The organism is Rosenbergiella epipactidis (assembly GCF_018494055.1).
In the GTDB taxonomy this organism is placed as follows: Bacteria; Pseudomonadota; Gammaproteobacteria; order Enterobacterales; family Enterobacteriaceae; genus Rosenbergiella; species Rosenbergiella epipactidis.
Genome location: NZ_JABBFQ010000004.1, coordinates 23,860 through 49,048 on the forward strand (window position 1 = coordinate 23,860; position 25,189 = coordinate 49,048).

At 51.2% G+C, this 25,189-nt stretch carries 18 protein-coding genes; 7 read left to right on the plus strand and 11 right to left on the minus strand.

What is annotated here, in order from left to right:
- Nucleotides 1-2 precede the first annotated feature (2 nt).
- Both ptsP and rppH read right to left on the minus strand, forming a co-directional pair.
- Nucleotides 3-2,258 (minus strand): phosphoenolpyruvate--protein phosphotransferase, encoded by a 2,256-nt coding sequence (ptsP, locus tag HGT71_RS08160; RefSeq protein ID WP_214217355.1) that lies wholly within the window; start codon nt 2,256-2,258, stop codon nt 3-5.
- A gap of 3 nt (nt 2,259-2,261) precedes the next feature.
- Nucleotides 2,262-2,789, minus strand: a complete 528-nt coding sequence (rppH, locus tag HGT71_RS08165) for an RNA pyrophosphohydrolase (protein WP_048912606.1) — start codon at nt 2,787-2,789, stop codon at nt 2,262-2,264.
- 679 nt (nt 2,790-3,468) lie between these two features.
- Between rppH and mutH the strand changes: the two genes are divergently transcribed.
- The 3 genes from mutH to HGT71_RS08180 all read left to right on the plus strand — a co-directional run bounded on the left by mutH (nt 3,469) and on the right by HGT71_RS08180 (nt 5,745).
- Nucleotides 3,469-4,146 (plus strand): DNA mismatch repair endonuclease MutH, encoded by a 678-nt coding sequence (mutH, locus tag HGT71_RS08170; RefSeq protein ID WP_214217356.1) that lies wholly within the window; start codon nt 3,469-3,471, stop codon nt 4,144-4,146.
- Between the two features lie 327 nt (nt 4,147-4,473).
- A complete protein-coding gene (locus HGT71_RS08175; protein WP_214217357.1) occupies nt 4,474-4,692 on the plus strand; it encodes a YgdI/YgdR family lipoprotein in 219 nt (72 codons plus the stop codon).
- A 12-nt stretch (nt 4,693-4,704) separates the two neighbouring features.
- On the plus strand, nt 4,705-5,745 hold the full coding sequence (locus HGT71_RS08180) for an NADP(H)-dependent aldo-keto reductase (RefSeq protein ID WP_214217358.1): 1,041 nt from the start codon (nt 4,705-4,707) through the stop codon (nt 5,743-5,745).
- A gap of 9 nt (nt 5,746-5,754) precedes the next feature.
- Here the strand turns inward: HGT71_RS08180 and lplT are convergent, their stop codons facing one another.
- The 7 genes from lplT to HGT71_RS08215 form a co-directional block, all read right to left on the minus strand.
- Nucleotides 5,755-6,948 (minus strand): lysophospholipid transporter LplT, encoded by a 1,194-nt coding sequence (gene lplT / locus HGT71_RS08185; RefSeq protein WP_214217359.1) that lies wholly within the window; start codon nt 6,946-6,948, stop codon nt 5,755-5,757.
- A 2-nt stretch (nt 6,949-6,950) separates the two neighbouring features.
- Nucleotides 6,951-9,113: a bifunctional acyl-ACP--phospholipid O-acyltransferase/long-chain-fatty-acid--ACP ligase gene (gene aas / locus HGT71_RS08190; RefSeq protein WP_214217360.1), complete on the minus strand. Its 2,163-nt coding sequence runs from the start codon at nt 9,111-9,113 to the stop codon at nt 6,951-6,953.
- 122 nt (nt 9,114-9,235) lie between these two features.
- A complete protein-coding gene (locus HGT71_RS08195) occupies nt 9,236-10,633 on the minus strand; it encodes an efflux transporter outer membrane subunit (protein WP_214217361.1) in 1,398 nt (465 codons plus the stop codon).
- Nucleotides 10,630-13,734, minus strand: coding sequence for an efflux RND transporter permease subunit (locus tag HGT71_RS08200; protein ID WP_214217362.1), 3,105 nt, complete (start codon nt 13,732-13,734; stop codon nt 10,630-10,632). Before HGT71_RS08200 ends, HGT71_RS08195 begins: the two co-directional genes overlap by 4 nt.
- Nucleotides 13,731-16,928 (minus strand): efflux RND transporter permease subunit, encoded by a 3,198-nt coding sequence (locus tag HGT71_RS08205; protein ID WP_214217363.1) that lies wholly within the window; start codon nt 16,926-16,928, stop codon nt 13,731-13,733. Before HGT71_RS08205 ends, HGT71_RS08200 begins: the two co-directional genes overlap by 4 nt.
- Nucleotides 16,928-18,154, minus strand: a complete 1,227-nt coding sequence (locus HGT71_RS08210) for an efflux RND transporter periplasmic adaptor subunit (protein WP_214217364.1) — start codon at nt 18,152-18,154, stop codon at nt 16,928-16,930. The genes HGT71_RS08205 and HGT71_RS08210 overlap by 1 nt, the downstream gene beginning before the upstream one ends.
- A gap of 209 nt (nt 18,155-18,363) precedes the next feature.
- Complete coding sequence (locus HGT71_RS08215) at nt 18,364-20,097, minus strand: penicillin-binding transpeptidase domain-containing protein (RefSeq protein ID WP_214217365.1); 1,734 nt, start codon at nt 20,095-20,097, stop codon at nt 18,364-18,366.
- A 439-nt stretch (nt 20,098-20,536) separates the two neighbouring features.
- Here HGT71_RS08215 and galR point away from each other — a divergent pair, with 439 nt between their 5' ends.
- Nucleotides 20,537-21,544: an HTH-type transcriptional regulator GalR gene (galR, locus tag HGT71_RS08220; protein WP_214217366.1), complete on the plus strand. Its 1,008-nt coding sequence runs from the start codon at nt 20,537-20,539 to the stop codon at nt 21,542-21,544.
- 10 nt (nt 21,545-21,554) lie between these two features.
- Here the strand turns inward: galR and lysA are convergent, their stop codons facing one another.
- The gene (gene lysA, locus HGT71_RS08225; protein ID WP_214217367.1) at nt 21,555-22,826 is read right to left on the minus strand and encodes a diaminopimelate decarboxylase; all 1,272 of its coding nucleotides are present in this window, start codon (nt 22,824-22,826) and stop codon (nt 21,555-21,557) included.
- Nucleotides 22,827-22,935: 109 nt separating this feature from the next.
- Here lysA and HGT71_RS08230 point away from each other — a divergent pair, with 109 nt between their 5' ends.
- The 3 genes from HGT71_RS08230 (at nt 22,936) to ykgO (ending at nt 24,349) form a co-directional block, all read left to right on the plus strand.
- Nucleotides 22,936-23,856 (plus strand): LysR family transcriptional regulator, encoded by a 921-nt coding sequence (locus HGT71_RS08230; protein WP_214217368.1) that lies wholly within the window; start codon nt 22,936-22,938, stop codon nt 23,854-23,856.
- A gap of 86 nt (nt 23,857-23,942) precedes the next feature.
- Nucleotides 23,943-24,209 carry a type B 50S ribosomal protein L31 gene (locus HGT71_RS08235; protein WP_214217369.1) on the plus strand — a complete coding sequence of 89 codons (267 nt, stop codon included), beginning with the start codon at nt 23,943-23,945 and terminating at the stop codon, nt 24,207-24,209.
- On the plus strand, nt 24,209-24,349 hold the full coding sequence (ykgO, locus tag HGT71_RS08240; protein ID WP_214217370.1) for a type B 50S ribosomal protein L36: 141 nt from the start codon (nt 24,209-24,211) through the stop codon (nt 24,347-24,349). The genes HGT71_RS08235 and ykgO overlap by 1 nt, the downstream gene beginning before the upstream one ends.
- 112 nt (nt 24,350-24,461) lie before the next feature.
- Here the strand turns inward: ykgO and HGT71_RS08245 are convergent, their stop codons facing one another.
- Entirely contained in the window at nt 24,462-24,956 is a 495-nt protein-coding gene (locus tag HGT71_RS08245; RefSeq protein WP_214217371.1) for a DUF2569 domain-containing protein, read from the minus strand.
- Between the last annotated feature and the right edge of the window lie 233 nt (nt 24,957-25,189).

A 25,189-nucleotide genomic window follows, 5' to 3' on the forward strand; every position in this document is an offset into this window, starting at 1 on the left:
TATTAACGACCGCCGCGAATCAATCCACCCAATCCTCGACGTTCCATAAAGACCGAGATTTGGTAGCGGACTTCGCTGGTGGTGCTGGATTGCAAAACTTGCGCCGCGAGTTGTTCGGTCTCGTTACATTCCAAGTGCCGTAATAGGTATTTTACCCGAGGGATATTTTTGCCATTCATACTTAAGTGGCGGTAACCCATCCCCACCAGTAACGGCACACAAGTTGGGTCGCCAGCCATTTCGCCACATAAGCAAACGGGCAGATTGACACGCGTCGCCAGCGTCATGATGCGATAGAGGGCCTGTAACACCGCGGGATGTAGCGCGCTATATAAATTCGCTACCCGCGTATTGTTACGGTCCACCGCTAACAGGTATTGGGTTAAATCGTTGGTTCCCACCGAAATAAAGTCGACCTTGCGTGCCAATTGCGGGATCAGAAAGATCATCGACGGCACCTCAAGCATAATGCCGACCTCTGGCGAAGGGATCTCATAACCCAGTAGTTCTTCAACCTCATAAATCGCGCGATCAATCAGGTGGCGCGCATCATCGATCTCTTCGATGCTGGTGATCATCGGTAGCAGGATCCGCAAATTACCCGATGCTGCATTGGCGCGTAACATCGCGCGGATCTGCACCAAAAAGATTTCGGGTTGATCTAGGGTTAAGCGAATGCCGCGCCATCCCAATGCCGGGTTTTCTTCACTGATCGGCATATACGGCAGTTGCTTATCAGCACCGATATCCAAGGTTCTCAGCGTGACCGGTTTTTGATGGAACAGCTGTAGCATCCCCTGATACTGCGCCACTTGCTCCTCTTCCGAAGGAAAACCACTTTGCAGCATAAACGGGACTTCGGTGCGATACAGACCAATGCCCTCGACCCATTTATCTTGATCCAGCTCCAGCTCAGCACTTAATCCAGCGTTAAGCATGATGGCGATATGCTCACCACTCTTCAACTCGCCAGGTAACTCGGCCGCTGTTTCTGCGGTCTTGCTGAGCGCGTTCTCCTCTTTGAGCAGGCGTTGATACTCTTTAATCAGTATCGGTTCAGGCTCAATCAGCACTTCCCCACGGTAACCGTCGACAATTAGCTGGCGCTTATCGAGTTGTTCGGGTCGGATATCGACGCCCATAACGGTCGGAATACCCATGGCGCGCGTTAAAATCGCTGCATGCGAGTTCGCCGCACCATCGCGTACGACGATACCTGCCAGACGATCCTGCGGGATCTCCGCAAGGGAGGTCGCGGTTAATTCATCGGCAACTAAGACAAAGCGCTCCGGCCAACTGTTGCTGCCTTGTAAGGAATCATCGAGGTGAAAGAGCAAGCGTTGGCCTAATTCACGTAAGTCATTGGCTCGATCGCGCAGATAGTTATCTTTCAGCTCCAAAAACTGTGCCGCGAATTCCTCAATAACGACTTTAACCGCCCACTCTGCCACGATGCCTTGCTCGATTTCCGCCAGCAGGCTTTTCTTCAACCGCGGTTCGCTCAGTAGATGCGAATAGAGGTTAAAAATCTCTGCACTTTCTTTCTGTGCGCTACCTGAAAAGCGTTTGCTGTAACGCCGAAACTCCTCACCTGCCTCAGACATCGCCAAGAGTAGGCGCTCTTGCTCTTGCTCAATATCTAGCGCGGAAGCGCGCGTTACCTGCTCTAGCAGCGGTTGCACTTGGTCGACCCACCCCGGGGCAATCGCTACGCCTGGGGAAGCAGCAACGCCCTGTAGACGGCTTTGGCGGTACAAACCAAATAGCTGACGCAGTTGTGAGGGCGAGAGGAGTGTGGCGACCTGCGTGGCCAGCGTCACTAAGAAGGACTCTTCGCTCTCGTCATACTGACGGGTTTCGCGCTGCTGCACGACCAGTACCCCTAAAACGGTACGACGGGAGACGATGGGTGCGCCGAGAAAAGCACGATAGTGCTCCTCATTGACGGAGGGAATATATTTAAAACTGGGGTGTGAAGGGGCATCGGCCAAGTTAATCGGCTCAGCGAGCCGCCCGACTAGGCCGACAATCCCTTCATCGAGGGCGAGGGTGATATTTTTACCGCGAGGCTTTTTTAAGCCCCGCGTGGCCATCAGGTAATAACAACCGCGCTCGTGATCCGCCAGATAGATTGAACAGACTTCTGTTTCCATCGTATGGCAAATCTCATTTACGAGAATTTCAAGTGCATCATTGAGCCGTGGAGCACTCGCGACTTTTTCAACAATATCCCGTAACTGTGTGAGCTTCAGTGCCATCGATCATCCCCTTTTACGCCGTCCTGAATAATTCGAACGCTGCCCTCCCCCTTCCGGTTGGGCCATTAACGATGTTGCAAATTCTTTCATTACCCGCCGATAGACATCCCGCTTAAACGAGACCACCTGACGGACCGGATACCAAAAGCTCACCCAACGCCACCCATCGAATTCCGGAGTGCTACTGCGCTGAACATTGACAGCTGTATCTTGGCACTGGAGTTGCAGCAGAAACCATTTCTGCTTTTGGCCAATACAGACTGGCCGTGTATCCCATCGCACTAAACGTTTGGGTAATTTGTAGCGCAACCAATTACGCGTCGAAGCGAGAATACGCACATCTTTACGATGCAATCCCACTTCTTCAAATAATTCACGGTACATCGCCTGCTCTGCGGTTTCTCCTGCATTAATCCCGCCCTGCGGAAATTGCCAAGAGTGCTGACCAAATCGTCGTGCCCACAGCACCTGTCCTTGACGATTACAAATTACAATACCCACGTTAGGGCGGTAGCCATCATCATCGATCACTGGACTACCTCGATATTCTTTTTAGATAACCTGATTGTTTCACACTCCACTCGGGCGGTAAACCATTGCCTTACGCCAATAATGACCAGCGTTAGTGGGATAACTAAGGGGTAAAAGTAAAGTTATAAACAAATTACCACAGAGTTAACCTATTTTATTCACCTTTTCTGTGGATAGCTTTGTGAAAAAGATGGGATTCAATTGAATAATCATTTTTAACCCCCCTTTTAGGCTGTCTAATTTGAATTTATAAAGACCTTAAATTACATGAAGTTATTAGGTTTATAAACAACATTTTATCAGGTTTTTCGTGTATTGATTCAACGATACTTAACGCACAGGTTAAAAATTGACCATTTTATAAATTATCCACAGAACATGCCTGAATGTTACGCATAAGTCGAAAAAAAACTGAACAAACCTTGCTGTCAAGGCTGTAAATAGAAACAGTACTCTCAAATTACCGGAGTTATCCAATTTTTCTGTGGATAAGTAGGGTGACAAACCTGTTTATGAATCCCGTGAAACTGGGATAACCCGATAAAATCCCTTAAACTGCCCAGGGGTTAAGCTTAAAAAACCATGGTTTTTCATGCTATTATTCGCAATCTATCGGTTGAGTCAACGTGGCCACACAACCCGACTCAAGCCTGGTTACTTTTCATACAAAGAGTGCACGATGTCTATTGCTTACTTATCACCCCCCGAATCCGAAGCCGAACTGCTGTACCGTGCACAACAGATCGCGGGAAAAACCTTTGCGGAAGTCGCGGTTGAACGGCATATAAAGGTGCCTGCAAATCTGCAACGTAACAAAGGATGGGTCGGTAATCTTATCGAGTTGGCATTAGGCGCACAGGCTGGCAGTAAAGCGGAGCAGGATTTTGCTCACCTCGGGATCGAATTAAAAACCATTCCAATCAATGCTCGGGGCGAGCCTTTGGAAACCACCTTCGTCTGCGTCGCGCCGTTAACTGGCAATATCGGGGTAACGTGGCAGCATAGCCACGTTCGCCAAAAGCTTGCCAAAGTCTTGTGGATCCCAATAGAAGGTGAGCGACATATCCCGCTGGCCGATCGCCGTATTGGCGCCCCGCTACTGTGGCAACCCTCCGAGCAAGAAGATCAGCAGCTCGAAGCGGATTGGGAAGAGCTTATGGAGATGATTGCGCTAGGGCGTGTTGAGGCAATCACTGCCCGACAAGGGGAATACCTGCAAATTCGCCCTAAAGCCGCCAACAACCGCGCGCTAACCGAGGCGATCGGGCCTGCGGGTGAGAAGATCCTCACGCTCCCCCGTGGCTTTTATCTAAAGAAACGCTTCACGGCACCGTTACTCGCCCAACATTTTGGATAACTTGCCACGTCACTCAGACTTGCCAAATAGGCCATTTGGCTTTAGCTTACTGATGTGTAAGCGTAATAATTCTCTTTCTAATCGCATTATCGTGAGTCAGTAAGACATGTCTCTTTACGTTTTTATCGCGCGTGCCCTCTCTTGGCACCTAATATTATTTTATCTATATTTCAGATAATTAGGTCACTATACTCGATAGAATCGTGACCCGCCCTGCCAGGTATTGCGCTCCCTCTCCGCTTGCTCGGAGGAATACAGACAATTCTGGTTTATGCTAACCGTTATCATCGCTTAACTGTTGCGCTAACGAAAAGAGGACGAAAAGAGATGATCAAAGTTGTTTTATTATTAGTCGGCGTAACTGGCAGCCTATTACTGAGTGGTTGTTCGAGTGATTACGTGATGGCAACGAAAGATGGAAAAATGCTGCTGACCGAAGGAAAACCCATTATCGATAAAGAGACTGGGCTGGTCGAATATACCGATCAACAGGGCCATACAACACAAATTAATAGCGACGATATTTCCAGTATTATTAAAAAATAATAAGGACTGTGCATGCATTATCACCGTATCCCCCATAGTAGTCTCGAGATCAGTCAATTAGGCTTGGGTACCATGACCTTCGGTGAGCAAAACAGCGAAGCGGATGCCCATCAACAACTTGATTATGCCCGTGAGCGTGGCATTAATCTGATTGATACTGCCGAAATGTATCCTGTGCCCCCGCGCCCAGAGACCCAAGGCCTCACAGAACGCTATATCGGTAGCTGGTTAAAGAAAAGCGGTCAACGTGACAAAATCATCCTTGCCAGCAAAGTGGCCGGGCCGGTACGCGGAAACGATGCCTCGATCCGCCCACAGCAGGCGTTAGACCGGAAAAATATCCGTCAGGCGCTAGAAGCAAGCCTTACCCGCCTGAACACAGACTATCTGGATCTCTACCAGTTACATTGGCCGCAGCGTCCTACCAACTGTTTCGGTAAGCTTGAATATCAATACAGCGATGACAATGTGCCTGTCACCCTTCTCGATACGCTCGATGCGCTGTCTGAACATGTTCGCGCGGGAAAGATCCGTTATATCGGTGTGTCGAATGAGACGCCATGGGGAGTGATGCGCTATCTTCACCTCGCAGAAAAGCATGATCTGCCGCGTATTGTCTCAATTCAAAACCCCTACAGCTTGGTCAATCGCAGCTTTGAGATTGGTTTATCCGAGATCAGTCAGTTTGAGGGCGTCGAGTTACTGGCTTACTCCTGCTTGGCATTTGGGACATTGAGCGGTAAATACCTTGACGGTAAGCGCCCAGAGAAGGCCCGTAACACGCTGTTTAGCCGCTTTACCCGTTATAACGGCGACTATACCGAACAAGCCATTGCGCAGTACGTTGCGCTCGCTCAGGCGCATCAGTTAGATCCTTCACAGATGGCGCTAGCCTACGTTCGGCAACAGCCTTTCGTCGCCAGCACGCTTTTAGGGGCGACAACCTTAGCGCAGCTTGAGCAAAATGTTGAAAGTTATGAGGTAACGCTAAGTGAAGAAGTGTTGGCGGGTATTGAGGCGATCCATCGCCGTTTTCCTAATCCTGCTCCCTGATCAATAAGGCTACGCTTTTCGTTTTAACTGCCACATCCATAAACAGGTGATCGCTAACGCAAATAAAATGCCGAAGGCGACACCTGTCACTACTGCCGAAGCCCCCAACCAAATCGCCGCGCTATACAGCACTAACATCGCCAACATTACGCTGTTCTCTCCTAGGTTTTGCACGGCAATGGCGCTGCCGGTTCCCACCGTATGTTGCCCACGCTCTTGAAGGAGTGCATTGAGCGGCACAACGAAGAAACCGCCAAAGATGCCGACTAACACCAATAAACCGTAAGCGGGCAGCAGGTGCGTTTCCAGTGCGAACACCACCACTAATAATCCTACCGCGATACCTGCGGGTAAGGCTTTGCCCGCATGCTGTAAGGAAACCCATTTCGCCGCCACAAATGCGCCGACAACAATCCCTATCGCGACCATCGCGTTAAGCGTGGTCGGGGTGGTGTTATCCTGAATGCCAAGCGCTACCGGTACCCAGATCACCAAGAGGAAACGCAAGGTGACGCCTGCACCCCAAAACATGCTGGTACCAATCAATGAAAAGCGGCAGGTCTTATCTTGCCATAAGGTACGACACGCCTTAAAAAACTGATCGACTAAACGTTTCGGATGGTAATTGCCATACGGCCGTGCCGCCTCCAGCTTGGGGATCATGACGTTTGCCATTACCGCTAGCGCATAGATAATGGCACAGACCAGGAGTGCGGTAGAGACATGCCAATCTGCCAAGATACCCCCACTAACCGAGCCGAGTAGAATGGCAGCGATGGTCGATCCCTCCATAAGCCCGTTACCTTTCACCAGCTGTTTGGTCGGCAGTAATTCACCCAAGATGCCATATTTGGCTGGGGAATAGGCCGCTGCGCCAATACCGACCAAGCTATAGCCGAGGAAAGGGCTAATGTTTACGCCAATGGCAATCACGCCAATCAGCTTGATGCTGTTCGCCACCATCATGACACGGCCTTTCGAGAAGCGATCCGCAAAGTGCCCGACGAAGGGTGCCAACAAGATGTAGGCAATAACAAACACCATTTGTAGGATCGGCTGGCTCCAATCGGGGTACTCGGCATTTTTAAGCAGGGCTAAGGTTGCAAAGAGCAGCGCATTATCCCCGAATGCAGAGAAAAATTGCGCCAGTAAAACCGGGCGGAGACCCGGTACCTTAAGGGGTGATTCTGCAGATAATTTCATTGTTACCCATTTTGAGAATGTGAACGCGCTGGCTCTGCTGCCATCGCTTTAAGAGAGACATAATCGGGTTTACCGCTACCGAGTACCGGTAGACTATCAACAACACGAATATCTCGCGGCACCAGAAGTTCGCTGTGGCCTTTCGCCTTGGCTTCACTCAATAATGCGTCGCGTTGCAATTGCGCATCGGTGGTGAAAAGCACTAACGCCTCCCCTTTCTGCGCGTCCTCTTTTACCGACACCGCATGCTGTTTATCAGGAGAGACCGCCATCACTAAAGATTCAACGCTTTCCAGTGAGACCATCTCACCCGCTAATTTGGCAAACCGTTTCACCCGACCTTGGATCCGGCAGAAGCCATCTTGGTCGAAGCTGACAACATCGCCCGTATCGTACCAACCGGCATCGAGTTGCCCTTCGCCGTTATCCGCGGCAGGTGGCTCGATATGCCCTGGGTTATCCACGCGTAAATAGCCTTTCATAATATTCGGGCCACGTACCTGAAGACGGCCGCCTTGTTCAATCCCTGGTACCGCGATCAGACGGAAGTCCATGGCGGGCAGTAAACGACCAACCGTATTAATCTTAGCCGCCATCGGCAGATTGATCGATAAGACTGGCGCGCATTCTGTTGCGCCATACCCCTCTAAAATACGGATACCGAATTTCTCGGCGTAAAGCTTACGGACATTCTCTTGGAGCTTCTCCGCCCCGGCGACCACATAACGTAAACGTGCGAAGTCGTAACCGTCGGCAAAGCGCCCATAATAGTTTAAGAACGTCGAAGTGCCGAACAACACCGTGCAGTCTTGGTCATAGACCAGTTCGGGAATGACTCGATAATGTAAGGGGCTTGGATAGAGAAAGGCTTTAGCGCCGGTAGAGAGGGGTAACAGTAAGCCGACTGTCAGGCCAAAGGCATGGAAGAGCGGCATCGCAGATAAGAAACAGTCTCGTGGCAAGAAGTCGGCGACGGTACGAATCTGCTCAACATTGGCGAGCAAACTTTTATGGCTGTGTACCACGCCCTTCGGCACACCTTCGGATCCAGAAGTGAACAGGATTACGGCGGCGTCTTCTGGCTGCTGGGCAACTTGCGCAGCTTTAGGGAAGAACAGATGCTTAGCTACCCACCACTTGTCTTCACCGGTCAGTGTCTCTTTTAAGTCTTCAAGATACAGCCAGCGAACATGCGGCGCATTCTCGACTAAATAGTGTAATTTCCCTTTATCGAGGAATTGGCGGGAGGTAAAGATGGTAGTGATTTCCGCAGCCTTGACGGCCGCCTGCAAACCGCTGTTTCCCGCCGAATAGTTGAGCATGGCAGGAACACGGCCCCGTGCGGACGCCGCTAAGACGGTGGCAACAGTCACCACGCTATTGGGTAACAGTAGTCCGATATTTTGTCCCGGCTGAGTCTGTTTTTCTATGATACAGGCCACGCCCAATATTTTCTTAAGCAGCTGCCGGTAGCTGTTAACGGAAAAATTAATGTCATCTACGCAGCCATGAGACCAGCCAAAACGCTGCGCGGCATGGATAAAGGCTTCATACAAGGTTTCACGCGGGCGGACAGCCATGCGTGCTTCTTGCATGATATGCGCGAGATGTTCACCCGCTAACACCCGTCGCTCACGGGCTTTGGCGGCTTGCGGCATAGGGATATGTGTCGCCGGTAAGATAAAGAGACGAATTTTAGGGAATAAGCGACGTTTAGCCGGTAAGCGACTAAAGGGCGTGTATTCAGCGCCTTCGATACGAACGGGAATAACCGTTGCCGCGGTTTTTGCGGCAATAAAACCGGCCCCGCTATAAATCTTCATCAATGATCCGGTGACGGAAATACGCCCTTCAGGAAAGATGATAACCGGTCGGCCACTGTTCACTTCTTTGACCAAGCGCTTCATGGTCATCGGTCTAGCGGGGTCCAAGGCGACTACATCGGCCCAGCGCTTAACCCTGCGTAGCGCCCAATGGTCCGCATAAGTCGCCGTTATCGCGAAGACCGGTTTGACCGGTAAGAAAAGAGCAAGAAGGATACCATCAAGAAAGGAGACGTGATTCGGCGTAATAATCACTTTTTGGGAAGTAAAAGAGGAAGTCTCTCCCTGTACTTCAACTCGCCAGACGAGTTGACACACCCACCGCAAAAATTTGAGCAACATGTTTTCCCTGTAAAGATCAAAGGTATCAGAGTTCGATACCTTTGATTAAACACGTTTAACGCTCTGCTGACAAATTTTGTCGTGAAATATAGGTTAACTAATTTAATGACTTATAGTGATAATCACTGTTCGGGCGCATGCCAACCACCGCCTAAGGCGGCAATTAAGGCAACGCTGCTTACCCACTGTTGGCTTTGTAACTGCAGCAACGATTGTTGTTCACTGAGACTACTGTTTTCGGTGGTCGCCACGTCGAGGTAGTCGATCATTCCGGCATCATATTGATTACGAGTGACTTGGGCAGAGGTCATCGCCGCTTGGGCGGAGGCTTGTTGCGCGATAATCTCCTCATCGAGCGTGTTAAGTTCAACCAGGTTGTCTTCGACATCTTGCATCGCCGTTAACACCGTTTGTCGATAGTTGGCCACTTGCGCATCATAGGCAGCGCGGGCTTGGGCCACGGAGGCTTTGGTCGCGCCGAAATCCAAAATCGTCCCACTCAGTTCGGGGCCGAGTGACCAAACCCGATAAGGGAGAGAGAACAGGTTATGCAATTCGCTGGCACTGGTCCCACCGGAGGCACTCAGCGTTAGATCAGGGAAATAACCGGCAATCGCCACCCCAATCGCTTCGTTCGCCGCCGCCATTGAGCGTTCGGCTACCGCGATATCCGGACGGCGCTGTAATAGCTTGGAAGGTACCATCACCGGTATCTTCGGTAACGTCGCGGTGAGCGGCGCAGCGGCTAAGGAGAACTCTGCTGGCGTTTTCCCTAACAGCGTGGCAATGGCGTGTTCATACTGCGCCCGTTGCCAGGTAATTCCGAGTAAGGTTGACCGTGCGCTCTGTAATTGCATCTGCGCTTGCGCAACCGTTGCCCGGTTCTCACTGCCCGCTTGGTATTTATTATTGATAATCCGCAAGTAGCCTTGGTAAGCATCAATGCTTTTCTGATATAGCGCGATACGCTGGTCTAGGATACGTAATTGGAAATAATCTTGCGCCAAGGTACTTTGTGCACTGAGGGTGGCGTTGGCTAAGTCGGCTTGGCTAGACTGTGCGCTTGCTCTGTCTTCAGCCGCTTGTCGGCGTAATTTTCCCCATAAGTCCAGCTCCCAGCTGGCGCTGAGTTGTGCCGAGTGCCTATTGCTGGTGGTGCGTTGACCCGAGCTAGCGCTGCCACTGCGCGTCGATTGTACCGCGCCAGTGACTGTTGGATAGAGGTTAGCCGTGGCTTGATCGGTAAGCGCTAACGCTTGCCGATACTGTGCCGCATACATTGCGACGTTTTGGTTAGAGACCGCCACTTGCGAGAGTAACTGATTCAGCTGTGGGTCTTGATAGACCTGCCACCACTCCCCTTTCTGTACGCTATCCTGTGGCTGCGCTTGCTGCCACCCTTTGGCTTCTTTAAACGCCAGCGGCATAGACTGCGTGGGGCGATGATAGTCTGGGCCGACCATACACCCAGTAAGCATCAGTATCACACTGAGGGTCGAGAGGTTAAAAGCTAATTTCATGACGCATTTCCTGAATGACGAAAACGGTGCCAGCGTTGACGAGTCACCTGACTCACTTTGTCTAGCCATAGATACACGACTGGCGTGGTGAAGAGTGTTAAGAGCTGACTGAGTGCCAACCCTCCGGCAATCGCAATCCCCAACGGACTTCGGAGGTCAGCATCACCGCCACTCCCTAATGCCATCGGCAGCGCACCGAAAAATGCCGCTAAGGTGGTCATCATAATCGGACGAAAACGCTTTAAGCAGGCTTCGGTGATCGCTTGTTGCGGCGTCATACCGCGACGCTCGGCATCCAGCGCAAAATCGATCAACATTATGGCGTTCTTCTTCACAATACCAATCAGCAAGATAATGCCGATCAGCGCGATAACCGTCAGCTGGGTATTGGTTAAGATTAACAATAGCAGTGCCCCGACCCCGGCAGAGGGCAGCGTAGATAAGATCGTCAGCGGATGAATATAGCTCTCATATAACATCCCGAGGACGATATAGACCGCCGCCAAGGCCGCGAGGATCAACCACGGTAAGGTTGCCGTTAATTGGCTAAAGGCTTGCGCTGTTCCTTGGAAACTGGCGGCAATGGTATCGGGGACACCGATCTTCGCCATCGTCTGCTTGATCAGCGCCTGCGCTTGTTCGAGCGAGACGCCATCGGCTAAGTTAAACGCGATGGTGCTGGTTGCCGACTGCCCTTGGTGCGCCACCGATAACGGCGCATTCGCCCCACTAAATTTGGCAATCGCGGAAAGCGGAATACGGTCGCCATCATCGTTAAGCACATAGATCTTCGACAGCTCATTCGCATCCTGCGTGTTGCTACTTTGCAACATCATCACCACTTTATACTGATTTAGGGTTTTATAGATGGTCGCAATTTGCCGCTGACTGAAGGCATTATTCAGCATAGTGTCCAGCATATTGACGTCGACGCCAAGGCGCATTGCCGCGTCACGATCGATGGTGATCATCACCTCCTGACCACCGGTTTGCGAATCGGAGTCGACACTGGTCAATTGCGGTAAGGCGCTAAACGCCTTCTGCACTTTTGGCGTCCACTCGCGTAATAGCGCCAGATCATCCGCCTGTAGGCTGTATTGGTAGGAGGCATTGGCACTGCGGCCGCCGACGCGTAAATCTTGTGCCGCCATTAAGAACATCTGTGCGCCAGCGATCTGACTGCCTTTCATACTGAGGCGGTTAGCGATTTCGGTCGCGGATGCTTTACGCTGATCGAGGGATTTGAGTTTCACAAAGAACGTCGCTGAACTGCGCGAGCCAAACATGCCACCGCCGCGCGAGGACATCACCGCATCGACATCAGGGTCATGTAAGATCAGCTGGGTAAATTGATTGACCTTCGGCGTCATCGCCTCGAACGAGACACTTTGGTCAGCCCTGACCATCCCCATCAACATTCCGGTATCTTGGTCGGGGAAGAAGCCTTTCTGTACCACGGTAAACAGATAGAAATTTAATAACACTGTCGCCAGCAGGCCGAGCATGGTTATTTTCTGGTGGGCAAGTACCCACTTCAATCCACGGCTATACAGCGCTAATAACGCGGTTAATCGACCTTCAATCCATTGGAAAACCGGATGGGGACGATGGGTCACCGGCGGGCGGCGTTTAAGTAAGCGTGCGCAGAGCATTGGGGTCAGACTGAGCGAGACAAACATCGAAATCACTAACGAGATCGATAGGGTGACTGCAAACTCCCTAAATAGCCGCCCAACAATGCTGCCCATCAGGAGAATAGGAATAAAAACGGCAATCAGCGAGGCGGTCATCGAAAGCACCGTAAAGCTCACTTCCTTGGCGCCACGGATCGCTGCCCGTACCGGACTCAATCCTTCTTCGATATGCCGTATGATATTTTCCAAGACCACTATCGCATCGTCGACCACAAAGCCGGTGGCGATAATCAATGCCATCAGCGATAAGTTATCGAGGCTATACCCGAGCAGGTACATAAAGATGCAAGTGCCGATTAGCGATACCGGCAGCGCTAACGCCGGGATTAAAACCGAACGCCAATCTCGTAGGAAGATAAACACTACGGCAACCACCAGCATCACGGCGACCAGTAAGGTCTCTTCGGTTTCATAAAGGGACGAGCGGACATTGGGCGATCGGTCTAACACCAGCTGTAAGGAGGTATCCGCCGGTAATTGTTCACGCAGTTGCGGCAGCTTGGCTTTAATCTCGTCGATGGTCACCAGCATGTTGGCGCCCGCTTGGCGAGTCACCCCGAGCATCACCGCAGGGTTACCATTTAGCGCACCGCCGACATACTTATCTTGTACCCCGTCATAGATGGTCGCCACGTCCTTCAGACGTAATGCTTTCCCCCCCTGATAACGGATGATCAGATCTTGATAGAGCGCGGCTTTATCTAATTGACTGTTTCCGTCAATCGCCCAAGAGAGGTGTGGGCCTTGAATGATCCCCTTCGGCAGATTCGAGGTGCTATTGGCGACCGCTTTACGCACTTCGTCCAAGGAAACGCCATACTGCGTCAATTTATTAGGTTGCAGATCAATGCGCACAGCCGGTAAGGCACTGCCCATTAGCGAGACTTCACCGACCCCACTCACCTGCGCCAAGACTTGCTCGATTTCACTCTCAGCAATATCGTACAGCTGGCCTGCGGTGCGGATTTTCGAGGTGAGTGCCAGTAAGACGATCGGCGCATCAGACGGGTTGGCTTTACGATAGGTCGGTAACGACGGCATGCTGCTTGGCAGCAAACTCCGCGAGGCATTAATCGCTGCCTGAACATCACGGGCAGCACCGTTAATATCCCGGTCAAGATCGAACTGTAGCACGACTCGAGTTGAGCTTTGCGAGCTGCTGGAGGTCATCTCTGACACCCCAGCGATCTGCCCTAACGCCCGCTCTAACGGCGTGGCCACCGTAGCCGCCATGGTTTCAGGGCTTGCCCCCGGTAAGCTTGCCGAGACCATAATGGTCGGGAAGTCGACCTGAGGCAAGGGGGCCACCGGCAAGAGCCGATAGCCTAAAAAGCCCAGCAGTACCAACGCCGCGGTCAGCAATAATGTCGCGACCGGGCGGAATATAAATAAGCGCGTAATATTCATCGTTCATCCCGACGACGTTGTTGTTTCCTTGCAATGAAACGGCGTCCACGTTCAGACCAGTGATCGAACCAGAGGTAGATGACTGGCGTCGAGAAAAGCGTTAGGAATTGGCTGACAATCAACCCGCCGACAATCACTAATCCTAGAGGCTGACGCAGCTCGGCACCCGAACCACTGGCTAACATTAGGGGTAATGCCCCCAGCAATGCCGCCATGGTGGTCATTAAAATCGGACGGAAACGCAGTAAACAGGCTTGGTGGATCGCATCACGCGGCGATAGATGCTTTACATGCTCCGCCTGCAGGGCGAAATCGATCATCATAATCGCATTTTTCTTTACGATACCAATCAGCAGGATCACGCCTATCAGCGCAATTAGACTGAATTCACTGCCACTCAGCAGCAGTGCCAATAGCGCACCAATCGCCGCCGAAGGCAGAGTCGAGAGGATGGTGACCGGATGAATAAAGCTTTCATAGAGGATCCCCAACACCAGATACATGGTCAGCAGCGCCGCGAGAATCAACCACAATGTGTTGCTGGTGGCACTTTGGAACGAAGAGGCCTCACCTTGGTACTGCAAGGAGATACTGTCTGGCAGAGCGAGCTGTTGACTCACCTCATTGATAGCTTGCTGCGCTTCCTCAATCGAGTACCCGTCCGCTAAGTTGAAAGAGACCATCACCGCAGGATATTGATTAAGGCGCATATTCATCAGCGAGCCGAGGCGTTGATGCACCGTCGCCACCGCGGTCAATTTGACCATACCACTCTCGGTAGAGGTCGAGGTGGTGCTAGAGCTAGAACTAGAACTGGAGCTTGTGCTACTCGACGTACTGCTGCTGGCGGCACTGTTAGAGGTCACCGAGCTTTTCAGCCAAATATCATCCAAGGAAGCGGGGGTTTGCTGGTATTTTGGTGCCACCTCTAGGACTACCCGATACTGGTTAGACTGGGTAAATATCGTCGAGATCAAGCGTTGGCCGAAGGCATTGTACAGTGCCGTATCGACGTCCGACGCAGTGATCCCTAACCGCGATGCCTTATCACGGTCTAAATCGACATAGGCAATGCGGCCTTGATCCTGCAGGTTGCTCACCACATCGCTAAATTCTGGCCGCTTGGCAAGCGCCGCAATTAATTGAGGCGTCCACTTCACTAAGTTTTCACTGCTGAGATCGGTAAGGGTAAATTGGTATTGGTTAGGCGTCACTTGGTCGTTAACGGTTAAGTCTTGTGACGACTGTAAGTACAGCTGAATCCCCGGTACCTGTTTAGCCGCCTGTTTTAAGTCGGTGATCACCTTATCGGCCCGCTCGCTGCGGTCCTCGAAAGATTTCAGCGTAATTTGTAAGTGCCCACTATTTAGGCTGGTATTTGTCCCATCAATACCGATGGTCGAGGTTAAGGCATCAACATTGTCGTTCTTAAGGATGATCGCGGCTAGTTGCTTTTGCCGTTTCGCCATCTCTTGGAACGACACATCTTGCGAGGCAATGGTAATACCTTGGATCATGCCGGTATCTTGTTGTGGAAAGAAGCCTTTCGGTACCACCAGATAGAGTAACGCCGTCAGCACAAAGGTCCCGACTGCCACCAGTAACGTCAACTTCTGATGATTCAACACCACGCTGAGTAATCGGTCGTAACCCCGCACAATCTTCTCAAACCATTGCTCGCCTTTCTGCGCAAAGCGTGACTGTTGCTCGGCAGGCGTGTGCTTCAGTAAGTAAGCACAGAGCATTGGCGTCAGGGTTAAGGAGACAAACATCGAGACCAATATCGATACCGCCAGCGTGATCGCAAACTCACGGAATAAACGGCCGACTACATCGCCCATAAACAGCAGCGGGATCAGCACAGCAATTAACGAGAACGTTAACGATATAATGGTGAAACCAATCTGTTGTGATCCTTTGAGCGCCGCCTGCATCGGCGACTCGCCCTCTTCCAGACGTCGAGAAATATTCTCCACCACCACTATCGCATCATCAATAACGAAGCCAGTGGCGATAGTTAACGCCATCAACGAGAGGTTATTCAGGCTAAAGCCTAGGAGGTACATCACGCCGAAAGTCCCGATCAGCGAGAGTGGCACGGCAACACTCGGGATCAGCGTCGCCGCGATATTGCGTAGAAACAGGAATGTCACCATCACCACTAAGGCAATCGACAGCACCATCTCAAATTGGACATCACTGATTGAGGCCCGAATAGTTTGGGTACGGTCCGCGACAATCTGGAGTTTTACACCGTCAGGTAAGGTCTGCTGGAGTTTCGGTAACTGCGCCTTAATATCATCCACCACCTGAATTACGTTAGCGCCGGGTTGTCGCTGCACGTTCATAATGATTGCCGGATGATTATCTGCCCAAGCCGATTGGAAGGTGTTCTCAGCCCCTTGGGTAATAGTGGCAATATCTTTTAACCGCAGCGCCGCGCCATTCTGCCAAGTGATAATCAGATTAGCGTACTCTTCAGGGGTGCGCAGTTGGTCGTTGGCATCGATGGTGACCGAATGGAACTTACCGTCAAAGCCGCCTTTAGAGCCATTGACGTTGCTGTTCCCCACCACAGTGTTCACTTCTTCTAAGGTGAGGTTATGGGCGGCAAGGGCCGTTGGGTTTAACTGAATACGGATCGCCGGTTTATTACCGCCGTCTAGGCTTACCAGTCCGACGCCTGAAATCTGCGAGAGCTTAAGCGCTACTCGGGTATTTAACAGGTCTTGCACCCGCGTCAACGACAGGCTGTCGGAGGTCGCGGCAATAGTGACTACCGGGGTATCCGCTGGGTTAACCTTTTTATAGGTCGGCGGATTGGGCAGATCACTGGGCAATAAGCTGTTCGCCGAGTTAATCGCCGCTTGCACTTCTTGCTCCGCCACATCAAGCGAGGTGGATAAGCCGAAGCGTAGCGTGATCAGTGAGGAACCGGAAGATGAGCTTGACGTCATGGCACTTAAGCCACTCATCTCGCCTAACTCACGCTCTAGCGGCGCCGTCACCGAGGTGGACATGACTTCTGGGCTGGCCCCTGGATAGAGCGTGGTAACCTGAATCGTCGGGTAATCTACTTGCGGTAACGCCGAGACCGATAAGAACCGATAAGCAAAGATCCCCGACAGCAGTACGGCCACCATTAACAGGACGGTGGCTACCGGACGTTGGATAAAGAGACGAGATGGATTCATTACTCAGCCTTGTTTTCTGCCGACTGTGTCGCTTTTGCATCGGCCACCGTGACCTTGCTCCCGGTCGTCAGTCGATCAATGCCATCAGAGACTAATTTATCGCCAGGTTTCACTCCAGACAGAATGACTTGCTGGTCATCACCAAATAGTGGCCCGGTCTTCACGGCTTGACGCACCACGGTATTATCCGGTTGGATAATAAACACGAAGCTGCCATCGCTACTTAGCTGAATCGCTTGAGTCGACACCACAGTTGCCTGTTTTAACAGGTCGATTTGCAGGCGTAAGTTGACAAACTGATTGGCGAACAGCGCCTCATTTTGGTTGGCAAACATCGCTTTCAGCGCGACGCTACCCGTACTGGTATCGATGGTATTGCTGATAAAGCGAACGTCACCCTGTGCCAATACCGTCGAACCGTCTTGATCGAGCGCAGTCGCCGGTAAGGCTTGGCCCTGATGTAACTTACTGGCGAGTTGTCCGACATAACTTTGCGGCACGCTAAAGGTGACCGCTGCGGGCTGCATCTGGGTAATGGTGACAATACCGGTGGTATCGCCGCTCTGCACTAAGTTACCTGCATCGACCAGACGTAAACCAACCCGTCCGGTTACGGGCGCGGTGATCCGTGCGTAACTAATACTCACCTTCGCATTGTTAATCTGAGCGATATCTTGCTGCACGGTACCGCGATACTGGCCAACCGTCGCAATCTGGCTTTCCAAATCTTGTTTAGAGAGGGAGTCCTGAGCGTAGAGCTTACGGTAACGCGCTAAGGTTAACTCGGCGTTCTTAAGCAGCGCTTGGTTTTCTGCTAAGGCGCCTTGGTACTGCGCTAAGGTGGCTTGATAGTCACGGTCATCGATCTGTGCCAATAACTGCCCGGCAGTTACCTTTTGTCCCTCGGTGAACAGAACCTTATCCAGCTGACCGGTGATGCGGCTGGTAACCGTTACGCTGGCATTAGGAATGACAGTACCTGGTGCCGACACATAGACCGGGACATCGGCTTGTTGGGCATTTACCGCGTGAACAATGGTGGCTGCCCTCGCCCCCATGCCAGGCCCCATCGCATGTCTTCCCGAGGGTGCGCCCCCTGCAGAAGAAGATGAAGAGTGCGTAAAGAACAGACGCCAAGCAATCACTGCCAGCACAATAATAATAACAATAATGGCCAGTTTTTTGAGCCAAGCACGACGCGCCGGTCGCTGAGAAGTATTGGTCATGGTTCTTCTTAATCATCAGGAGACACAAACAACCTTCTGTCGCGCAGCGGCCAACAGGGAGGTCAAAGTAGCCTTCATTATTAGCAAGCTGACGCTGAGTTGCCAGAATAAATTAGTAAGGAAGGCGTTAAATTATTTCTGCCAGCGTAAACATCCTCCCGGAAAAAGAAAAGGACGGCCCATTGACCGTCCTGTCTTTATCGAGAAGCTTAGTGTTGCGCTTGAGGATCTTGCGGGGTGTAGATGGCATCGGGCGCAATATTCATATGCTTCAATACTGGGCCGATAATATTTCCGAATACCGGTGCCGCAACGCTTCCGCCAAAGTGGTCGCCTGCGGTGGGGTGGTTAATCATAATCACTAAGGCCACCACCGGATGACTGGCGGGCGCAACCCCTGCGGTGTAGTTGATATAACCGCCATCGTATTTACCGTTACTGCCCATTTTTTCGGCCGTACCGGTCTTAATCGCGAGACGATAGCCGGGGACTGCGGCACGAACCCCTGAACCACCGGGTAAGGCATCACTCTCCATCATATGCACTACGCTGCGCACCACGTCTTCATCTGCTACGCGGGTGCCGACAACGGGCGGCGTAACTTTAGTAATCGACAGTGGACGATAAAGCCCAAATGAGCCGAGTGTGGCGTATTCGCGCGCAATCTGTAGCGGGGTTACCCGTAAGCCGTAGCCGAACGAGAACGTAGCCCGCTCAATATCTGCCCAGCGTTGACGATGCAGTGGGAAGTACCCCACGCTTTCTCCGGTCAATCCTAAGCCGGTCGAGCGACCAAGTCCGAAGGAACGGTAAGTATTCACTAACACATCTGCTGGCATCGCGAGGGCGATATGCGAGACGCCGATATCACTCGATTTTTGTAAGATCCCGGTCATGGTCAGACGTGGCCAGTGGCCGACATCGCGAATTAAGTGACCGTTAACGCTATAAGGCGTGGTATCGATAACTGAGTCAGGACGGACCAAATGACGCTGTAACCCTTCCATTACGACTAAAGGTTTAACGGTCGATCCCGGTTCAAAACTGTCGTTAATCGCCACGTTACGCATCTGCGCGGCATTCGCCCCTTCATAATTATTGGGGTTATAGGAGGGATAAGAGGCCATCCCTAATACCTCGCCGGTATCTACCCGCACCATCACAGCCGCGCCAGAGTCAGCCTTATTTAGCAAGACACCATCACGTAATTTCGAAAACATGGTGTATTGAATAAATTTATCGATACTCAGTTGGACCGTCGGTGGCTGCGTCGGCGGCTGATAGCTCAGCATAGAGATAATATTACCGTGACGGTCTTGGCGGTATTTCTCTTTGCCCGGCACCCCTTGTAATAGGGTATCGAAACTGTGCTCTAATCCATTCAGGCCTTTGTTGTCGGCACCGACAATGCCAATGAGTGGTGCTGCGGCCTCGGCCATCGGGTAATAACGGCTATCGTCATAGACCGAGGTCAAGCCTTGCAAATGCAAGCTAGAGATATCTTTCGCGATGCCTAGTTCAACTTTACGTCCCAGATAGAGGAAACGTTTTTTGGCGTTAGCCATGATCAGGTTAGCCAACTGCTCTGGACGCATATTTAAGGCGTTGGCCAGATAGGCCCACTTAGGGCTGTAGAAATTAGGATTCGCTTCAAGGATTTTTAACGGATCGGCAATGATATCGCGGGACGGGACGCTTAAGGCAACGGTTTCACCGTTGCGGTCTAATAAGGTTCCGCGATTGGTGGGTAAGGTCACTGTACGCAGCGAACGTTGATCAGCCTCGTGCTCCAGCATCGGTTGGTCGACCAGCTGGAGATCGCCGACACGCAACAGTAACAATCCTAAGCAGGCCACGACCCCGAGGCAGACCAGACGAAATCGAAATGAGTTAAACGGCGATTTAGCTGAGTCTTTTCCTGTTTTCTTTTTCATCCGGGGCATAGCAGTCCGATAGGTTTAAAGTAAAGATAAATTTATCGGTAGTTTACCTCAAAAAGCCGTTATTCGGTCCGAAAACTGTGTTTCAGTTCGTAATTGAAGCTGGCAATATCCCGTAACGTTATGAAAAATAACAATTAAGGCCTTTTTTAGAGAAAAAAAAACCTGCGCGGACGCGCAGGCTGGTGTAATCCATGGATAGATGTTCACCGATTAATACCTCTGGGAGAGTTACTTTACTGAAAACAGATCAACAACAGCCAGTCTTAAAACGCAACAGAACCCGGCAAAATGTAACTAACATTTAGCATCGTAACGTTTTCACGCGAATTGCTCGGACTTTAGAACAAAACTGAGATCTGCGCGGCATTTATCGTGGTTACATCGCCCAGTGATTGACGTAACATAATGCAGTGTAAACGTTTACCCTGGAAGTTTTACTATGGCTACTATTAAGGATGTCGCCCGATTGGCGGGGGTTTCCGTCGCAACGGTGTCGCGTGTCCTCAATCAATCTCCTAAAGCTAGTGCTCACTCACAAAAAGTCGTGGCCGAGGCGATGGCACAGCTAAATTATATTCCTAACGCGAATGCCCGCGCCCTTGCGCAGCAATCAACAGCCACCTTAGGCTTACTGGTCAATGATGTCTCTGACCCCTTCTTCGGCGCGATGGTGAAGGCCGTGGACCAAGTCGCGATTCAGACCGGGAATTTTTTATTGATCGGTAACGGTTACCACCGCGCCTCGCAGGAAAAATTAGCCATCGAGCAGTTGATCCGCCACCAATGCCAAAGCCTAGTCGTTCACGCCAAGATGATCAGTGATGAAGACTTACAAACCCTAATGCGTCAGGTTCCGGGAATGGTGGTTAATAATCGCGTAGTGAAGGGGTTCGAGTCGCGTTGTATCGCCCTCGACAATCGTTATGGGAGCTGGCTGGCAACCCGTCACTTGATCAGTCAGGGCCACCAAAAAATCGCCTATATCTGCTCTAGCCACACGATTTCTGACGCGAAAGAACGCCTTGCCGGCTATCACGATGCGCTGCGTGATCATGGATTGACCCCACAGAGCGAGCTTATCGCTTATGGTGAACCGGATGAGAATGGCGGTGAGCAAGCGATGGTGTCACTGTTGGCACAGGGCCGACACTTAACGGCGATCGCCTGCTACAACGATTCGATGGCAGCCGGTGCACTGGCCGCTCTCACCGACAATGGCTTACACGTGCCGGAACAGATCTCGATGGTTGGCTTCGACGATGTCCACGTCTCCCGCTATGTTCGCCCACGTTTAACGACCGTTCGTTACCCTGTGGTCGCGATGGCTCAGCAGGCGGCACACTTAGCGTTAGCCTTAGGTAACGGGTTAGCGCCACCCCCGGTGACGCATCTTTTCCAACCCACCTTAGTCATTCGTCATTCGGTAGCGCGCTTAGAAGAACTGTAATCGAGACCGCTTAACAGCGAAGAGGCTGGGCACTCTCTAACGCCAGTAGCTCATCCAGCATTTGCCGACGACGGATCTCGGTCGCACGGCCTTGATCCAGTAAGACTTCCGGGATTAGTGGACGGCTATTGTAGTTCGACGACATCGAGGCCCCATAAGCGCCGGTGTCATGAAAAACCAGATAATCCCCCACCTGAGTCTGTGGCAGGTCACGCGGTTCAACTTCTCCGCCCGCTAGCTGAGTAAAGACGTCCCCTGATTCGCAGAGCGGTCCCGCCACCAGCGTCTGTTGCTGAGGCCGCACACTGGCATCACTCCCGTCTGCAGGCATCACCGAAATATGATGGTAACTGCCGTACATCGCCGGGCGCATCAGATCGCTAAATCCCGCATCGACTAAGGTGAAATGACGGTTGCCCATCCATTTGGTGCCTCGCACTTCGCTGACCAAAACCCCCGATTGGGCAACAAGGAAGCGCCCAGGCTCGATCTCGAGGGTTACTTGGTGGCCGAGATGAGCGGCAATACGCTGGCGAGCCTGATCCCATAATGAGAAATAATGGGCAGGGTCGATCTCTTGATCGTCAAAGGTGTAAGGCGTCGATAAGCCGCCACCTGCCGAGATCGCCTGCAGATCACAGCCGCTGCTTAGCACTTGCTCGACCATCGCATCACAGACCTGTTGCAGATGTTGATAATCCACTCCTGAGCCAATGTGCATATGTAAGCCTTCAAGCTGCAAACCTGCCTGCTGAATCACGGCTAGCGCATCGGGCAGTTGCTGGTACCAAATACCGTGCTTACTGTTTTCACCACCGGTATTGGTTTTCTGGCTATGCCCGTGTCCAAACCCCGGATTGATGCGTAACCAGACGCGATGTCCCGGCGAGCACTCAGCCAGTTGCTTGAGCATATCGATGGAGCCGGTATTGACCGTCACCTTAAGATCGACCACTCGCGCCAGACCTTCGCGATCAAGCAGGTCAGCGGTAAAGACGATATCATCACCTTGCGGCTGATAACCCGCTTGGAGCGCACGGGTCAATTCCCCTACCGATACCGAGTCGACCTTAACCCCTTCCTCGCGCATTAAGCGCAGGATATGTGTATTCGAACACGATTTCTGCGCAAAACGAATCACATCAAACTGCCGTAACTTGGCGATTTGTTGACGAATAATTTGCGCATCATAGGCCCAGAATGGCCCTTGATAATGCTGAGCTAAAGCCAGCAGTTGCGTCTGGTGTAAGGCGGTTGCAGGGTCAGTGATCGGGGTAGGCATTCTATTCTCCTTAAGCAAGACTCACAGTTAGCCATACTCTTTCCATATTGAAAAATATCATTTAATCGATACTCTATTCATTTTTGATATAGTGATAACGAGAAGCGTGATGACCCCATTAAGCTGGCGACAAATCGAAATCTTTCATGCGGTGATGACCCAAGGCACCTTGACCAGCGCGGCCGCGCTGCTGCGCACCTCTCAGCCGACATTAAGCCGAGAGCTAGCACGCCTCGAGCAACAGCTCACCGTGCCGTTGTTTCGACGTAGCCAAGGACGTCTGCACCCCACTCAGCAAGGATTCCGGTTATTTGAAGAAGTGCAGCGCAGTTGGTACGGCCGTCAGCGCATTCAAGAAACGGCTGCCGGTCTGGCGCAGTTTGAACAATCGGAAATGACCATCGCTTGCTTACCCGCGTTCTCACAATCTCTGCTGCCCCATGCCTGCGCAGAATATTTACGCGACTACCCCGGCGCGAGTATGACTATCACCCCGCAAGAGTCACCTTTACTTGAAGAGTGGTTAACGGCACAACGTTTCGATCTTGGTATCACCGAGACGCAATCGGTGCCTGAGGGCTGCGAGATTGATAATTTACTGACGGTCGATGAAGTCTGTGTACTGCCCGGCGATCACCCTTTGGCCTCGCGTAACCTGCTTAATCCCAACGATTTTTGTGAGCTACCTTTTATTAGCCTGTCGCGAACCGATAGCTACCGACAACTGCTCGACCAACTGTTTCAAGCAGAAGGCGTATCGCGCCGTCTTACCCTCGAGACCCACAGTGCGGCTTCTGTCTGTGCCATGGTAGGACAAGGCTGCGGCGTGTCGATCATCAATCCGCTGACCGCTATCGATTACTTGCCCCATAACGTGGTGATGCGCCGATTCATTGTCTCGGTGCCCTTTACCGTCAGTGTTGTGACCCCCCGTCATCGTCCTGACTCAGCCGCCCGCACTATGTTTAGCCACTATTTACGAATGACGAGCGCCAACTTACAGCAGCGTATCGAGCAAGCGCTCACTTAATCATCCAATAAATTTGCAGCAAGAGGCTTGCAACGCGTTTAACGATCCTTTATTGTTATATTATAACATTGCATTTAGGAGCACTTATGAAACCCTCGATTCACCCTACCTATCGTCAGGTGGTATTCCACGATTTGGGGGCCGATCACTATATGGTGATCGGATCAACGATTAAGACCGACCGCACAGTCGAATACCAAGGCGAAATCTATCCCTACGTCACCTTGGATGTCTCTGCTCACTCGCACCCTTTCTATACCGGTAAGCAGAAAGAGTTCGCTAAAGAAGGCAGCGCCGCGCGCTTTGCCCAACGCTTTGGCCGTTTTTTCGAACACACTAAAAAGGATAAATAATGAAAGTCCTCAGCTCACTGAAATCGGCAAAACAGCGTCATCCCGATTGCAAAATCGTTCATCGCCACGGCCGGGTCTTTGTAATTTGTAAGAGCAACCCGCGTTTTAAAGCCGTTCAGGGAACCAAGAAAAAACGCTAGGTCTTGATGTAAAAAAGCCGCTTAATATGAACTGTCCAACTTTAAGGGGTCAGTCCAATATTCTGGCTTTGGTTTGGAGATAGGAATATTAAGCGTTAGCGGAACAAATAGACTACCGACAAAAAACAATATTAATCCGTTTGGAAAGCAAAAAGTAAGGGATCCATATTACAACTCCAAAAAGCCCATTCACTAATATCTTTACATCCTCCTTTTCATAGTGAGCGTTATCAACGGCAACATGAAGAACAGTAAAATATAACGCGCTGATCATCCCTATCAAATAGTAAATTATCATGACTTTTCGAGTGTTTTTCTTGCGTCTAAAAAAGGATAGGGATGCATAAAGAGGGGTAAGAAAATCAGCGATCAGGAACGCAACTGCCGCCATGACGTCAAAAGACACGAAACTCATTTCATCGAAATGATCAATCACAATTATAGTGAAACTGTAAAGTTCCTGTGCACTACGAACAATTGCGAGAATAAGCCCTATGGCAGGAAGATACAGCAGTCCATTAATTTTTCTTAACTCTATATTTTCACAGGCATTACAGAGTCCAGACTCTTTATTTGCGTAGAATCTCTTACATTCTATACATTTCATTTCTCACTCCAATTTCGTCCATGTTTTGGTAGTAATGGTGAATCCAGTTAGCCGCTAAGAGATGCTTTTCCGATCTCTATCCCCCCTGTGCTCACTGTTGTCATGTTGCCATCGAGTAACCCACCCCCCGAGTCCATTTACCCTACCTATTTGGATCAGCGACTGAATCTGTCGCCCGTTCTAACTCTATTGTCGGTGAAAGCTTTATTGTGAAATTCAGACAAGCTCCCCAG